This window comes from Streptomyces sp. NPDC088246, assembly GCF_044741025.1.
Classification (GTDB): domain Bacteria; phylum Actinomycetota; class Actinomycetes; order Streptomycetales; family Streptomycetaceae; genus Streptomyces.
Genome location: NZ_JBIURV010000032.1, coordinates 17,302 through 30,866 on the forward strand (window position 1 = coordinate 17,302; position 13,565 = coordinate 30,866).

General features: G+C 69.8%; 16 protein-coding genes and 2 pseudogenes. 6 read left to right on the forward strand and 12 right to left on the reverse strand.

The window, feature by feature from the left end; genetic code table 11:
• Nucleotides 1-32 precede the first annotated feature (32 nt).
• Nucleotides 33-1,016: a carboxymuconolactone decarboxylase family protein gene (locus ACIPEK_RS33455; protein ID WP_402003930.1), complete on the forward strand. Its 984-nt coding sequence runs from the start codon at nt 33-35 to the stop codon at nt 1,014-1,016.
• Entirely contained in the window at nt 1,013-1,822 is an 810-nt protein-coding gene (locus tag ACIPEK_RS33460; RefSeq protein ID WP_402003932.1) for a class I SAM-dependent methyltransferase, read from the forward strand. Before ACIPEK_RS33455 ends, ACIPEK_RS33460 begins: the two co-directional genes overlap by 4 nt.
• Here the strand turns inward: ACIPEK_RS33460 and ACIPEK_RS33465 are convergent.
• Entirely contained in the window at nt 1,800-3,275 is a 1,476-nt protein-coding gene (locus ACIPEK_RS33465; RefSeq protein WP_402003935.1) for an amidase, read from the reverse strand. The genes ACIPEK_RS33460 and ACIPEK_RS33465 overlap by 23 nt on opposite strands.
• A gap of 437 nt (nt 3,276-3,712) precedes the next feature.
• Here ACIPEK_RS33465 and ACIPEK_RS33470 point away from each other — a divergent pair, with 437 nt between their 5' ends.
• Together ACIPEK_RS33470 and ACIPEK_RS33475 are read left to right on the forward strand one after the other, a co-directional pair.
• Complete coding sequence (locus ACIPEK_RS33470; RefSeq protein ID WP_402003938.1) at nt 3,713-4,234, forward strand: hypothetical protein; 522 nt, start codon at nt 3,713-3,715, stop codon at nt 4,232-4,234.
• 32 nt (nt 4,235-4,266) lie between these two features.
• Nucleotides 4,267-5,043: a hypothetical protein gene (locus ACIPEK_RS33475; protein WP_402003941.1), complete on the forward strand. Its 777-nt coding sequence runs from the start codon at nt 4,267-4,269 to the stop codon at nt 5,041-5,043.
• On the opposite strand, the gene ACIPEK_RS33480 is transcribed toward ACIPEK_RS33475, so the two are convergent.
• From ACIPEK_RS33480 to ACIPEK_RS33500, 5 genes and pseudogenes are all read right to left on the reverse strand, one after another.
• Nucleotides 5,006-6,574, reverse strand: coding sequence for an NCS1 family nucleobase:cation symporter-1 (locus ACIPEK_RS33480; RefSeq protein WP_402003944.1), 1,569 nt, complete (start codon nt 6,572-6,574; stop codon nt 5,006-5,008). The two genes, ACIPEK_RS33475 and ACIPEK_RS33480, sit on opposite strands and share 38 nt — an antisense overlap.
• Nucleotides 6,575-6,676: 102 nt before the next feature.
• Nucleotides 6,677-7,678 (reverse strand): TIGR03842 family LLM class F420-dependent oxidoreductase, encoded by a 1,002-nt coding sequence (locus tag ACIPEK_RS33485; RefSeq protein WP_383076671.1) that lies wholly within the window; start codon nt 7,676-7,678, stop codon nt 6,677-6,679.
• Between the two features lie 11 nt (nt 7,679-7,689).
• Nucleotides 7,690-8,132 (reverse strand): annotated as a pseudogene (locus ACIPEK_RS33490) (amidohydrolase family protein); the annotation flags it as partial.
• A 118-nt stretch (nt 8,133-8,250) separates the two neighbouring features.
• Nucleotides 8,251-8,499: pseudogene (locus ACIPEK_RS33495) on the reverse strand (transposase); the annotation flags it as partial.
• A gap of 53 nt (nt 8,500-8,552) precedes the next feature.
• Entirely contained in the window at nt 8,553-8,882 is a 330-nt protein-coding gene (locus ACIPEK_RS33500) for a DUF6191 domain-containing protein (protein WP_402003947.1), read from the reverse strand.
• Between the two features lie 114 nt (nt 8,883-8,996).
• On the opposite strand from ACIPEK_RS33500, the gene ACIPEK_RS33505 reads away from it, so the two are divergent.
• The gene (locus ACIPEK_RS33505) at nt 8,997-9,122 is read left to right on the forward strand and encodes a hypothetical protein (RefSeq protein WP_402003949.1); all 126 of its coding nucleotides are present in this window, start codon (nt 8,997-8,999) and stop codon (nt 9,120-9,122) included.
• 135 nt (nt 9,123-9,257) lie between these two features.
• Nucleotides 9,258-9,437, forward strand: a complete 180-nt coding sequence (locus ACIPEK_RS33510; RefSeq protein ID WP_402003952.1) for a hypothetical protein — start codon at nt 9,258-9,260, stop codon at nt 9,435-9,437.
• Between the two features lie 371 nt (nt 9,438-9,808).
• Here the strand turns inward: ACIPEK_RS33510 and ACIPEK_RS33515 are convergent, their stop codons facing one another.
• The 6 genes from ACIPEK_RS33515 to ACIPEK_RS33540 form a co-directional block, all read right to left on the reverse strand.
• Entirely contained in the window at nt 9,809-10,357 is a 549-nt protein-coding gene (locus ACIPEK_RS33515) for a GNAT family N-acetyltransferase (protein WP_402003955.1), read from the reverse strand.
• Between the two features lie 10 nt (nt 10,358-10,367).
• Nucleotides 10,368-10,613, reverse strand: coding sequence for a hypothetical protein (locus ACIPEK_RS33520; protein ID WP_402003958.1), 246 nt, complete (start codon nt 10,611-10,613; stop codon nt 10,368-10,370).
• A 101-nt stretch (nt 10,614-10,714) separates the two neighbouring features.
• A complete protein-coding gene (locus ACIPEK_RS33525; RefSeq protein WP_402003961.1) occupies nt 10,715-11,236 on the reverse strand; it encodes a hypothetical protein in 522 nt (173 codons plus the stop codon).
• Nucleotides 11,233-11,991 (reverse strand): hypothetical protein, encoded by a 759-nt coding sequence (locus tag ACIPEK_RS33530; RefSeq protein WP_402003964.1) that lies wholly within the window; start codon nt 11,989-11,991, stop codon nt 11,233-11,235. The genes ACIPEK_RS33525 and ACIPEK_RS33530 overlap by 4 nt, the downstream gene beginning before the upstream one ends.
• 146 nt (nt 11,992-12,137) lie before the next feature.
• On the reverse strand, nt 12,138-13,067 hold the full coding sequence (locus tag ACIPEK_RS33535; protein WP_402003966.1) for an NAD(P)H-binding protein: 930 nt from the start codon (nt 13,065-13,067) through the stop codon (nt 12,138-12,140).
• A gap of 117 nt (nt 13,068-13,184) precedes the next feature.
• Nucleotides 13,185-13,454 (reverse strand): SCP2 sterol-binding domain-containing protein, encoded by a 270-nt coding sequence (locus ACIPEK_RS33540; RefSeq protein ID WP_402003969.1) that lies wholly within the window; start codon nt 13,452-13,454, stop codon nt 13,185-13,187.
• Nucleotides 13,455-13,565: the final 111 nt, after the last annotated feature.

The window sequence follows — 13,565 nt, forward strand, 5'->3', positions numbered from 1 at the left end:
CGGGAGCGGGTCGGCGGGCGAGCATCGTTGCCATGACCGGACCTTTCCGTTACACCTCACCCGTACCGCCGAAGTCGGCGACCGGCACGGTCGCCGATGTGTACGCCCGACTGGGCACCGATTTCGGCATCGAACGTGCCTCGACCTTTGTCGTCCTGTCCGCCGCGCCACCGTTGCTGGCCGGTGCCTGGGCCGTCATGCGGGAGTCCCTGCTGGCCGGGCAGGCGCCGCGCACGGACAAGGAGGTGGTGGCTGCCGGGGTGTCGCTCGTCAACCGCTGCCCGTTCTGCGTGGTCGCGCACACCGTGCTGCTGCATGCCACCGGCGACCACCGGCTGGCCGAGACGATCGTGCGCGGCGAGCAGCCGAAGGCCCCTGTACACCGCCAACTGCTCGCCTGGGGCAAGGACATGAGCACCGCGCAGCCGTTCCCGGCCGAGCAGGCCGCGGAGTACATCGGGACGGGGCTCGCCTTCCATTTCATCAACCGGATCGTGTCGTCGCTGCTGACCGAGGACATGCTGCCGGGAGGCGCCCAGAAGTACCGCCTCGTACGGACCGTGGCGGGCCGCTCCCTGGCCGGCACCGTGCGCCGTGAGCTGATGTCCGGGGAGAGCCTGGCGCTGCTCGAAACGGAGGGCGAGCCACCGTACTGGGCGGCGGGCACGGCGATCGGCACGGCATTCGGCGCGCTGCGTACGGCGGCGCATCTCGGCGCGGGGCTGCTGAGCGACGAGGAGCTGACTGTCGTACGGGAATCGGTGGCGGCCTGGGACGGCGTCACTCCCCTGCCGCTGCACGGCGCACAGTTGCCGGGCCGGGACGAGCTGCCGGGCGCCCGGCTTGCACTGCTCGCGGCCCGCGCGCCGTACCGGATCACCGACGACGACGTGGCCGCCTGGCTCGTACCGCCGCACACCGATCACTGCCTGGTCCATCTGATCGCCTTCGGTGCGTTCTGCGCAGTCGAACGCATCGAGGCCACCCTCACCACCGCCATGAAGGAGCACGCATGACTGTCGCCGACGCCTGGAACGGGCCGCTCGGCCTGCACTGGGCCGACCATCCGGAGCGTTACAACGCCATGCTGGCCGGATTCGACGCGCCGCTGTTCGACGTGGCGGCGATCGGTTCCGCCGAACGGGTCCTCGACATCGGCTGCGGCAGCGGCCTCACGACCCGGATGGCCGCGCGGCGCGCCCCGCAGGGGCGGGTCACCGGCGTGGACATCTCAAAGCCGCTCCTGGAACGGGCTCGTTCCCTCACTCCCGCAGATCAATTCCCCTTCATTTCATACGAGTTGGGCGATGCGCAGGTTCATCCGCTGGAGCCGGGCGGCTATGACGTGGCGATCAGCAGGGGCGGTGTGATGTTCTTCGCCGACCACATCGCCGCGTTCACCCACATCGCCGGTGCGCTGCGGCCCGGCGGCAGGCTCGCCTTCATCTGCCCGCAGCCCCCGCATGCCGACGGCGGGGAAGGCAAGGCGCTGGGCCTGCTGGCCTCGCTGCTGGGGCGGGACCACGCGTCGGAGAACGCGGTGGCGACGGCGATGGCCTCCCTGTCGGAGCCGGAGCGTCTCCACAAGGTCCTGGGGGCGGCCGGGTTCACGGAGATCGTCGCGGTCGGCGTGACCGCGGCCACCTGCTGGGGCCGGGATGCGGCGGACGCGGTGGAGTTCTTCGTCTCCCGGACGCCGGGGCTCACCGTCTCCGATGCCACCCGGGCCTCGATGACGGAGGTGCTGCTGCCGCACGAGACCCCGGAGGGCGTGCTGATGCGGGCGGGGGTGTGGGTGGTCAGCGCCCGCCGCCCGGTCTGACCGAGGTGGGAGGGGCGGGGGGCCGGTGCTCGTACCAGCGACGGTCGGCCTCCAACTGGGCGGCGAGGGAGATCAGCCGTTCCTCACTGCGGGAGGGGCCCAGCAGCTGGGCGCCTACGGGCAGCCCGTCGAAGGTGAATCCGGCCGGTACGTTGATGCCGGGCCAGCCCAGTACGTTCCAGGGCCAGGCGTACGGGCAGGCCTCGGCCATCATCACATCGGTGCGCCAGGCGCTCAGCCCGTCGAACCTGCCGATCGGGGGCGGTGGCAGGGCAGTCGTCGGGGTGAGCAGTACGTCGTACCCGGCGCCGGCCCGGGACGTGTGGAAGAACGCTCCGATCCTGCGGTGCTGGCGCACCTCCCGCTCCCTGGCCGCGCGCACCACCCGGCCTCCCAGCCGGGTGCCGGTGCGCAGGGCGCTGCGGGTGCGCGGGTCGAGGAGCGCGGGGTCGGGGTGGCGGGCGGCGAGTTCGGCGATCCCGGCGGTGGCGCGGGGGACGAAGCCGAGGCCGATCAGTCCGTAGCGGGGCCTGGCCTCCTCGACGTCGTGGCCGAGGCGGGCGAGGGCCTCGGCCAGTGCGGTGACGGCCCTGCGCACATCGGGGTGGGGCGTGGAGCCGGTGAGGGTGAGCGGGGGGCGCCAGGCGACGGCGATGCGCAGTCTGCCCGGGTCGCGGCGGGCTGCGGCCGATGCCTCGACGGGGGGCGGGCGGTGCGGGTCGTCGGGGTGGGCTCCGGCGACCGCGTCGAGCAGCAGGGCGGCGTCGGCGACGGTCCTGGCCAGGGGGCCGTTGACGGTCAGGCCCTGAAAGGCGTCGCCGTGCGGGTGGACGGAGATCCGGCCGCGCTGCGGTTTGATGCCGACAAGATGGGTCCAGGCTGCGGGGATACGGACGGACCCCGCGCCGTCCGAGCCGAGCGCGGCGGGTACGAGCCCCGCCGCGACGGCCGCCGCCGAACCGCCGGACGAGCCGCCGGGGGTGTGTCCGGTGTTCCAGGGATTGCGGGTGGCGCCGAAGGCCGGGCCCTCGGTGAACGGCCACTGGCCCAGCTCGCAGGAATTGGTCTTCCCGACGATCACGGCCCCGGCCGCCCGCAGTCTGCGTACGGCCTCGCTGTCGGCGGTGGCGGCGGGCAGATCGCCGTCGCAGCCGAAGTAGGTCGGCATCCCGACGACATCGGTGTCGTCCTTGACGGCGACCGGAACCCCGAGCAGCGGCAGCCGCTCCCCCGCGGCGAGTCGGCGGTCGGCCTCGGCGGCCTCGGCGAGTGCGGCCTCGGCGCGCAGGTGCCTGAACGCGTTGAGGGTGCCCTGGCTCGCTTCGATACGGCTCAGGGCGGCGGACACCTGCTCGGTCGAGGTGGTACGGCCTTCGGCCAGCTCCAGCGCGCTGTCGGCCAGTCCGGTCGGGCCGGCCGGTTCGGTCGTTTCGACGGCTTCCGCTGAGGACATGGGCTGCCTGCCTTCCTCGTATCGGCAGGCGCGCGCGCCCGCACCTGTACGCCCGAACGAACTTACCGGAGGGTAACGAGTAGTGGGCGGTCCGCTCAACCGTTCGGCGGAGAGCGGCCGGAGGCTGTTCAGTGCCGCTTGCTGCGTTCACTGACGGGAGTGGACGGCAAAAGTACTGCTGGGGGACGTGTGGAAGCGGAGTTCGACGGAGAGTTCGAAACGCATCTGACAGTGCGACTCGACCCACGCCCCGGTACGGGCGGCGGCGAGGCGTACGAGAGTGCCGTCTGGAGCGCTGGACGGAACGCAACGGCCTGAACGATCGATCCGTACACGGTGACCTCGGACGGCGTGTGGTTGTACCGCGAGTACGAGACGCCCGGCACGCGCGTCGTCGTCCCCTGGCAGGCCGACGGGCTGCCGCCGGCGACCCGCGGATGGACTTCGCCCAGGACGAGCGGTTGCCCCGGGCCCCGGTATGGACCGCCTGCCCGCGCGGCGACGGCGGACCGCCCACACCGGTCCGTACCGCGAGTCCGGGCCTCTCGCTCGCGTGGAAGCTGCTGTGGCTCGCCGAGGACCAGGAGGCCGAGGGCCGGCCGGCGGCCAAAAACCTGTACGACGCGGTGCTGCTCGCAGAACACCCATCGACCCGGCTGTCGCCCCGCCTGCTGCGCACCGTGCTCGGCCCGCACGCGGAGGGATTCACGCCCGAACGGTGCTGGACCGGATGGTGGACCGGGCCGCGTTCCACGCCGTCCATCCGTGGGTGGACAGCGATCCGGGCCGGCTGCGGGAGCGGTTGGCGGGTGCGCTTCCACAACTGCTGGAGCGGAGCGCCCGGCAGCGCTGAGGGCAGGGCCGCCCACCAGGGCCGTTGGCCGGTCCGGTGGCTCCCCTCCGTCGCGCGACCCGCCCCGCTCCGACGTACGCTCAAGAGGATCGGATCGCACACCTGAACAGGCCCGACGGGCCCTTCGAGGGAGGCGCCGTGACCGGCCAACTCATCGGCACACGCCGGGCCGCCTGGGCAGCGGTCCTCGTACTGGGACTCACCAGCGGCAGCGTCATCGGCGGTGGTGTGGCACGGGCGGACAACGACATCGACACGCTCCCCGCCCAGCAGATCGCCGACCGGTCACGTGACGCGCTGCTGAGCGTCCATTCCCTGCACCTCAGCGCGCGCGGCCACTACGACAGCGGCAGCCCGGCGCCGACCCTGGATCTCACCCTGGACCGGGACGGCAACTGCAACGGTTCGGTGAACCTCGGCAACGATCAGGGGTCGGCCCGGATCGTGAAGCGCGGTGACAACGTCTGGGTCAAGCCGGATGCGAACTTCTGGAAGAGCCAGGTTCCCGGCGTCGGCTCGGCCTTCGCCGCAATCCTCAACGGGCGGTACATGAAGGGCTCGGCCGACGACCCGAGACTGCGCGACCTGGTGAACGGCTGCGATCTGGACACCTTCCAGAAGCTGGTCGGCGACCACGCGGACAACGACCGCGGGACGCTGAACAAGGGCAGGAAGACCACGCTCGGCGGGGCTTCGGTGGTACCGCTGACCAGGCTCAGGGACGGCAGGACGATGACGACGTACGTCGCGGCCACGGGCAAGCCGTACCCGCTGAGGATCACGGTGCAGGGTGGTGGGGCGAGCGCGGTCCTGGGCTTCTCGGCTTTCGACAAGCCGGTACCCACGGCCACACCGCCACCGGATCAGACGTACGACATCAGCGCGCTGCTGAGCCGCCCGATGTCGCCGGTGTGACCTCGGACCGACCGCTGAGCACCACGTACAGCACCAGCGACGAGGCCAGCCCGACCGCCCAGCCGTAGTCCGCGAGCGGCTTGAGGAACGGGATCAGGCCGTCGGCCGGAAACGGGCCCGTGCCGGGAGCGGAGTGGGAGCCGCCGATCGCCAGGATGCCGCCGACTGCGAACGCGGCGACCGCCCGCCAGTTCCAGCCGTTCGCGTACCAGTAGCGGCCGCCGGGACGGTACAGGTCCGCGAGGTCGAGCACGGTGCGGCGGACGATCCAGTAGTCGGCGATCAGAATGCCCGCGACCGTACCGAGCAGTCCGCCGACCAGACCGAGCCAGGTGAAGATGTACAGCTCGGGGGTCCCGGTGAGTTTCCACGGCATGATGAGAACGCCGACGACGCCCGTGATCAGGGCGCCCGTACGGAACTTGATGAGTTTGGGTGCGAGGTTCGCCAAGTCGTACGCGGGTGACACGACGTTCGCCGCGATGTTCACGGAGACCGTCGCCACGAGCACGGTGACCAGGGCGTAGAGCAGACCGAAGACGTTGTCGGTCCTGGCGACGAGCTGGACCGGATCCCAGATCGCCTCCCCGTACACGGCCTGTGAGCCGGAGGTGACCAGAACCGAGAGCAGGGCGAAGAGCGTCATCGTGGTCGGCAGGCCGAGCGACTGGCCCCAGATCTGGGCGCGTTGGCCGGCCCCGAAGCGGGTGAAGTCGGGGATGTTCAGGGAGAGCGTGGCCCAGAAGGCGATCATTCCCATCAGGGACGGGAAGAAGACCGGCCAGAACTCCTTGCCCCAGCCGAGCTTGGAGGGCTGGTCGAGCAGCGGGCCGAAGCCGCCGGCCTTGACGGCGACCCAGACCAGAAGCACCACGGCACCGATGATGACGAACGGGGCGGCCCAGTTCTCGAACCGTCGCAGGGTGTCCATCCCCCGGTAGATGATGGCGAGTTCGAGCGCCCAGAAGAGAATGAAGCAGAGCCAGAGCGTCCACGGCTGCCCGCCGATCTCGGACGCCTTCGCCCAGCCACCGAAGATCTTCCCGAGCAGGGTGAAGATGCCGACGCCACCGATCCAGGTCTGGATACCGAACCAGGCACAGGCCACCGCGGCCCGGATCAGCGCGGGCAGGTTGGCGCCACGCAGACCGAAGGAGGCGCGGGCCAGAACGGGGAAGGGGATGCCGTACTTGGGTCCGGCGTGCCCGGTGAGCAGCATCGGGCCGAGCACGATCAGGTTGGCGAGCGCGATGGTGAGGACGGCCTGCTTCCAGTCCATGCCGAGGGCCACCAGGCCGGAGGCGAGCAGCCAGGACGGGATGTTGTGGGCCATGCCGACCCAGAGCGCGGCGAAGTTGTACGTCGTCCAGCGGCGCCGATCCAGCGGAACGGGCAGCAGGTCCTCGTTGACGAACCGGTTGTCGGTGGGGACGGCACCGGGGGCGAGTTCGACGCGGCCCGCCGGGCCGGGTATCCGGTCCTGCGGTGGAAGCGGTGGGATGGGTGGGGTGGGTGGGACGGTCGATGTCATGGCGGCTGGACCCTTCGCTCGGGAGCGGTGCCGTGCGGGGCAGGGCGCGGTGCGTGCGTACAACCGTGGGACGGGGGTGCGTACAACCGTGGGGCGGACAGGTCAGGTGGACAGGGCGGGGATGATCTCGGAGCCGTAGGCGTCGATCGTCGCCTCGCGTGCATCGTGCATGTTGTAGACGGCGAACTGGTCGACGCCCAGATCGCGCAGGGCTTGGAGCTTCTCGATGTGTGCCTCGGCGGGGCCCAGCAGGCAGAAACGGTCGACGATCTCGTCCGGTACGAAGGCCGTGTCGGGGTTTCCGGCGCGGCCGTGGTGGCTGTAGTCGTAGCCGGACCGGCCGGCGATGTAGGCGGTCAGGGCCTCGGGGACAAGTCCGGAGTGCTCGCCGTACCGGGAGACCAGGTCCGCGACGTGGTTGCCGACCATACCGCCGAACCAGCGGCACTGCTCGCGGGCGTGGTCGAGGTCGTCGCTCACATAGGCGGGGGCGGCGACGCAGATGGTCACGGAGTCCGGGTCTCGGCCCGCCTGTGCCGCCGCGTCCCGTACCGCCTTGATCATCCACTCCGTGAGGAACGGGTCGGCGAGCTGGAGGATGAAGCCGTCGGCCTTCTGTCCGGCGAGGGCGAGCGCCTTCGGGCCGTACGCGCCCATCCAGACGGGCAGTCTGCCGTCCTTCACCCAGGGGATCTGGACCAGCTGCCCGTCGACGGTTGCCTCCCGTCCCTCGGCGAGGTCGCGGATGACGTCGATGGCCTCGCCGAGACGGGTCAGGGTGTTGGGCTTGCGTCCGGCGACGCGCATCGCCGAGTCGCCACGCCCGATGCCGCAGACGGTGCGATTGCCGAACATGTCGTTGAGTGTGGCGAAGGTGGAGGCGGTGACCTCCCAGGTGCGGGTACCCGGGTTGGTGACCATGGGGCCGACGACGAGGTGTTCGGTGTGTTCGAGGATCTGGCTGTAGATGACGAACGGCTCCTGCCAGAGCACCGCCGAGTCGAAGGTCCAGCCGTAGCGGAAGCCGTTGCGCTCGGCGCGGCGCATCAGGCCGACGACGGCCGAGGCGGGCGGGTCGGTCTGGAGGACGAGTCCGAAGTCCATGACGGTTGCTCCTAGTCCAGGTACTGACAGGTGGCGCGCGGGGTGTACGTTCCGTGGCCGGGCCGACCGGTGAACTTCCTTCCGTCGATGACGACTTCACCGCGCGAGAGGACCGTTTCGACCTGACCGGTGATGTGCTTTCCTTCGTACGCCGAGCAGTCGACGTTCATGTGATGGGTCTCGGCGGAGATGGTCTGTTCGGCCGCGGGGTCGTAGATGACCACGTCGGCGTCGGCACCGGGGGCGATGGTGCCCTTCTTCGGGTAGAGGCCGAACATCCGGGCCGGGGAGGCGCAGGCGATCTCGATCCAGCGGCAGCGCGAGATGTGACCGTCCAGGACCGCCTGATGGAGGAGGTCCATCCGGTTCTCCACGCCTGGCATGCCGTTGGGGATCTTCGAGAAGTCACCGCGGCCATCTCCTTCTGTCCGGAGAAGCAGAAGGGGCAGTGGTCGCAGCCCGTACAAAGGAGGAACCGGGGTGCCGTCGTAGTCGCCCAGCGCGCATACCGCCCTCTCCCAAACTCCGGTCTTCAGGTACTCAGGCGCACGCTGGCAGAGGCCCTGGGGGCGCTGCCCTTGGGTGACGTGCTCCGGGAGATCCTTCCACATCAGGCCGTGCCGAACCTTGCCCAACGACGCCTCGAACGCGAGTCGCGGGGGGACAATCCTGGACCGCTTTTCGGGCCTTGGGAAGAGGTCCTCTACACACGCCCACTGCTCGTCAGTGAGTACCGGCGGCACCAGGCGCTCATGGTCGTCGAACCAGGTCCCGAAGCGGCAACCTGCGTTGCGGAGGGCTCCGGACACCGTGCTGGTCACGACTACTTGGACGTCCAGTAGTTCGAGAAGGGGCGGCCCCGTCCGGTCCGGGCTCAGGATTCCGGCTTCCGCCTGACCACCGCCGTCCCGGCGTCCAGGTCCACCCCCATGCGGGGCGGCGCGCCGTCCAGCGCATCGTCCTTCAGGACCTGTTCCTCCACCCGGTGCTCGATCTCCACGCGCTTCGCCGAGTTGAGGAATGCGTGCAGCTCATCGGCGACCGAGGCCCCCACGCCCAGCCCATGACGAGGCGTGCGGGCCGCGAGGACACGTCGCAACCAGCCGGGCCGGCCAGTACGGACGACGGCGTAGCGGGCTGAGGCCAGCAGGAACGGCACCATCACCAGCACGGCCATCACTAAGAGGCTCGACATCATCACCATGCCCGTCTCAACGCCAGGCGCTGGGCCGCCGTTCCCGTCGCCGTACGGCGAGCCGGGGCCGCAAGGCCCCGCCGATCAGCTGAACCGCCACCGCGTCTGGCTGTACGGGTGCCCTTGCCGAACGAGCCCCTGGACCTGCCAGGGCCGGTACTGACCGTGGACACCACCCGCTTCGACCAGGTGGACATCGACGCTCTGGCCGCTCGAGTGTCCGCCCTGCTCCACCCCGACGCGCCGTAACCCGGCCAGGATTACCGGCCGGGTTCGCGGCTCCCACTCTCCGCGAAAGGACCCGTCGTACACGCTCTACGCCTGCGAGCCCCAAACGTTCGAGAATGTCCCCGACGCCCCGAACCCGAGCCGATACCCGGGCAGGTGACGGTCCGCCTGAGCGTTGCGGCGCTGTGCGGCAGCAACCTGCGCATCCATCTGCGCAGCGCCCAGCAGGCACTCGATGAGACACGCACGGTCCTCGCAGGCCCGACGCGCGCTACCACGTCACAACCGTCGAAGCCGGTGGGTGACGTTCAGTCTCCCGTACTGCGCCAGCGCTGAGCCCCGCGAACGCGGTGCCGAGCCGATAGCCACGCCGTCGCCCAGCTAACCCAGCACGTCTGCCCGCACGCCGCCGCTGAACGCCCTCACGTACGGAAGAACCCAGCCACGCATGTCGCCAGGACCGGCAGTGGGAAGAGGCCCCCACCCACGGACCCTACGCCCTCCACCTGGCCGTCGTCTTCGGCATCAGCGAGCGCGCCGCGATGCGCTACGCCGACGCCGTCAGAGCCTTCCTCGAGCCACCGCTTGAGCAGTAGCCCAAGTCACCTGTCGCCCTCGCTCAGCTCCGGCGTACTCGATTGTTGTCCGCGCCGAGGCCGACGACCGCTCGGCGGCCTCGTAGATCCGACGTGTTGCCGGGCACGAGCTCAAGCGGGCGGCGTGACCGAAGACCGCACGCCGAACCACTGCTCGGCGCCCCACTCCTCGTACCGCTCCACCTCGGTGAACCCCAGCTTCGCCGCGAGATGCATCGAGCGGACGTTGGCGGTCTGTGTGCAGAGCACCACCGGCTCGCCGGGAAGCGCGCCGGCGAACCAGTCGAGTGCCGCTGTGCACGCCTCGGTGGCGTACCCGTATCCCCACGCCTCCGGCAGGAACAGGTAGCCGAGCTCGGTCCCCCCGGCCTCCGGACGACGGTACCCCGGACGCTCCGGGTCGCGCGGGTCGAGCTGGATCGTGCCGATCATCGCCCCATCGAGCTCGACCACGAAGAAGCCAGGGCGCCGCCCGGGTACCTCGGGCACCGCGCGCTCGAGCTCATCACGCGGTCGAGGGCCACCGAGGTAGGTACCCACCTCTGGCGAGGCGTTCAGCTCGATGACCCCCGCACGGTCCCGCGCCTCGGACTCGCGGAGTACCAGCCGCTCCGTATCTATCGGGGCAGGCGGCCAGGCGAGGCGTCTGAGGTCAGTCATGCCGGCCAGCCTAGCCAACGGGCTCGACAGCGATCTGGTGGGCGACGTAGTGACCGCCGAGGTCGAGGTCGGCGATCCAGTTGCGGAAGCCGGTGTGGAACCAGGTGCAGGACAGTGCCCGGTGGCCGTCGGGGTTGAGGATGCGGGTGGGGAACAGGGCCGGGTGGGCGTGCTCGGCAGCAGCGGGCGGGCGGCCGGCGTGGTGGTCGGCGAAGTGGGCCAGGGTCTTGCGGCTGTACTGGCACATCGAGGCCAAGGGCGGCAACGTCGGCAAGCCGAAGCTCAGATGGGCGAGCAAGCGCCAGGCGATCGCGGGCGCTGTGGCTGCGCGCTGGGCGAGGGGTCGAGTGCCGCGGTTCAAGAGCCTTTGGCCGCGAGCTGCGGGGGTGGGTCGCCGCCGAGCAGGGTGATCAGTTGGGCGAGCAGCATGTCCAGTTCGCGGCCGACGTCGGCGATCTGCGGGTTGTCGTAGCTGGCGAACAGCAGACCGGGCTGGTCGACGGCGAGTTTGGTGTCGCCGTCCGGGTCGGCGTAGAGCAGGGTCCGCAGTGGTGCGTGCAGCATGACTGACGGGTCCCGGCAGAACATGCGTTCGGCGATGGTGTGGTTGCCCATCAGGTACTGCGTGGCCTTCCACACGGACGGCGACCCGGCCATGACGGCGGTGATGTCACTGCGGTAGTAGCGCATGAAGCCGTGCGGGGCGTTGATCTCCGCCAGCTCGAGCGTGGCCTGCCACGAGGCCATTTGGAAGAAGCGAGCGAGATCGACCTCTGGTACGAGGGTTTCGTAGTGCTCACGGGTGGCGTCATATGGGTGCGGGAGCGCCACGACGAGCCGCCGGGCGGGATGATCGATGACGGCGTCATGAGTGGTCATGGCTGTGCCTGTTCGTCGCCGGAGCGAACCTGTTCGACGTCGTGGATGTCGAGGGTGATGGACGGCAGGTTGAGGTTGACGCTGTTGTCGGGGTTGCGGCGGAAGACCCGGCGGCGCGTGGCCACGAGCAATCCGTCGAACGTCTGGTAGCGGCTGGTGTAGTGGCCTACGAGGGTGCTGCCGTTGACTTCGGTGATGTAGTCCATGCGGCGTTGCATTCCGAAGGTATCGAAGTAGAACACCTGGTCCGGGTTGTGCGTGGCGATCCGGGGTGGGAAGCGCACCTGCAGGCGTCGCCAGGTCTGGCCGGCTTCGCGCCACGGTTCGATTTCATGGGCTCGCACATCCGGATTGGTGAACAGGAACGGCGTTGTGAAGTAGTTCCAGCACGCGTAGCCGAGGAAGTAGCCAAGGTGGAGGGCGTCCCAGGGCGTGTTGCGCAGCATTCCTTTGAAGCGTGCACGTGCGGGGGTGAGGGTCTCGACCGGTTCGCCGTCGAGGGTCTGCATGGTGACGCTGTCGGTGGCGGCGTCGAAGACCATCCGCCGGTCGGGGCGGGTGAACGGGCTGAACACGATGTGCTCCCTGACCGTGTCCAGTGTCAGGATCTGGTCGAACGTCCTGTCCGGGGGCCAGCCCTTCATCGCCCAGATCGGGCCGCCGATGGAGATATCGATTCTTAGGCCACGCAGGGTGTTCCAGAGTTCTTGGCCGCCGGTTGTGGCGATTGCCAGGTCGAGGAGTCCGTCACTCATGACCAGGTCCTTTCCGGCGGTTTCCGCGTAGGAGCTTGATCTGGTGCCCGAAGCCGGTTGGCGGCGGGGCCCGCAGACCGTGGCCGGTGCCTGCGGCGACCAACCCACGACGTAGGACGCTGGACGACGCTTCGAAAGAGATGGTTTCAGCGGGTGAACAGGTCGCCGTTCTTACGGACGAAGTCGGCTATCCCTGACGGGGGCCTCCCGGTGACCTGCTCCACACCGTCCGCCTCGCGGTCGTAACGATTCTCCGCGTGAAGGCGGGCCATGGTGGAGATGTGCTGGAAGACATGGTCCGGCAGCCCTATCGGTCTGAGGTCGTTGTCGATCCATTCCTGCAGTGGGACGTCGGTGTAGCTGACCGGTCGGCCCAGGGCTGAGGAAACCTCCGCGGCCATGGCGGTGATGTCCTCCGAGCGGGGGCCGGTCAGTTCGTAGGTCCGGCCGATGTGCGCGGCCGGGTCGGCCAGGATCTCCTCCACGACCGCGGCGACGTCGCCGGCCGCCACCGGTGAGGTCTTCGCCTGGCCGAGGGGCAGTCTGATGGTGCCGTCCTTGGCGATCGAGGAGAAGCCGACGCGGAAGAGCGGGTTCTCCATGAACACCGTGGGCCTGATCTGGACGACGGGCAGGCCTGACCAGTCGAGAGCCTGCTCGACCAGCCACTGCTGTCGCTGCTGATTCGATTCGGAGGTGCTGGTGAGGTCCATCTGGGCAACAGTCAGCTGCGACATGTTGACGAACACTTCCAGGTGCCCGTACGCGCGCGCGACGGCCGCTGCCGTCACGGCAGCCTCCAGGTACTGCGCCGACACGCCCATGCCGAAGTACATGCGTCCGCAGCCGGCCAGGGCGTCGGCGACGTCGCCCGCATGCGTCAGGTCTCCGACAACGACCTCGGCGCCCGTCGCGCGCAGCGCCTGCGCACGTTCGTCATCGCGACGCACCATGGCCCGCACGGGCAGGCCCCGTCGCCGAAGGCCTTCGACCACGGATCGCCCGACGGCGCCGACGCTGCCCGCAGCGCCGGTCACCAAAATGGGCAGCCCGCTGGCTTCTGGGGTGCGGTCCATAGGGGCAGCGTGCAGCGCCCACGGCCATGGCGCAACCGGAGCATGGCGCCCCTGGGCGACAGCGGAATGCGGGGCACGTGGTCATCGGTCGGTCGGCGCAGTGCGCAGGCTTCGCTCTCAGACAAGGTTCAGCTCGTCCAGGAAGGGGCCCGCCACCTGGTGGTCGCCGGTCACGGTCACACAGTCGCGCCAGGACACTCGGGTCGTGGCCCAGGCCGTGAAGTCATGCGCCGTCGACTCCACGGTGGCAGCTGGCCGGGAACCGTCGGTTGCCGGTGTCACGGTGATCTGTCCCTGACCCGGATCGAGCATCCACCCGCCACCGCCGGGCCCGGTCAGCGTCAGCCGGATGGGCTTGGCCAGGCGGTCGACGAGGCCCGGCTGCATGTTCGGCAGGCCAGTCAGGAGCCATCCCACGGCGGGCCGCAACCGGGTCTCGTCCGGTTGGGGCAGCTGACGCCGCAGAGGACCGCGGGGAGCCAGAATGTCCCATCGCAG

Excerpts from the sequence above, each read along its gene's own strand:
- ACIPEK_RS33535 (WP_402003966.1), bottom strand. The coding sequence starts at position 13,067 with ATGGACCGCACCCCAGAAGCCAGCGGGCTGCCCATTTTGGTGACCGGC.
- ACIPEK_RS33470 (WP_402003938.1), top strand. The coding sequence starts at position 3,713 with ATGGACTTCGCCCAGGACGAGCGGTTGCCCCGGGCCCCGGTATGGACC.
- ACIPEK_RS33465 (WP_402003935.1), bottom strand. The coding sequence starts at position 3,275 with ATGTCCTCAGCGGAAGCCGTCGAAACGACCGAACCGGCCGGCCCGACC.
- ACIPEK_RS33485 (WP_383076671.1), bottom strand. The coding sequence starts at position 7,678 with ATGGACTTCGGACTCGTCCTCCAGACCGACCCGCCCGCCTCGGCCGTC.
- ACIPEK_RS33530 (WP_402003964.1), bottom strand. The coding sequence starts at position 11,991 with ATGAGTGACGGACTCCTCGACCTGGCAATCGCCACAACCGGCGGCCAA.
- ACIPEK_RS33515 (WP_402003955.1), bottom strand. The coding sequence starts at position 10,357 with ATGACTGACCTCAGACGCCTCGCCTGGCCGCCTGCCCCGATAGATACG.
- ACIPEK_RS33455 (WP_402003930.1), top strand. The coding sequence starts at position 33 with ATGACCGGACCTTTCCGTTACACCTCACCCGTACCGCCGAAGTCGGCG.
- ACIPEK_RS33480 (WP_402003944.1), bottom strand. The coding sequence starts at position 6,574 with ATGACATCGACCGTCCCACCCACCCCACCCATCCCACCGCTTCCACCG.
- ACIPEK_RS33525 (WP_402003961.1), bottom strand. The coding sequence starts at position 11,236 with ATGACCACTCATGACGCCGTCATCGATCATCCCGCCCGGCGGCTCGTC.
- ACIPEK_RS33500 (WP_402003947.1), bottom strand. The coding sequence starts at position 8,882 with ATGGTGATGATGTCGAGCCTCTTAGTGATGGCCGTGCTGGTGATGGTG.
- ACIPEK_RS33460 (WP_402003932.1), top strand. The coding sequence starts at position 1,013 with ATGACTGTCGCCGACGCCTGGAACGGGCCGCTCGGCCTGCACTGGGCC.
- ACIPEK_RS33540 (WP_402003969.1), bottom strand. The coding sequence starts at position 13,454 with ATGCAGCCGGGCCTCGTCGACCGCCTGGCCAAGCCCATCCGGCTGACG.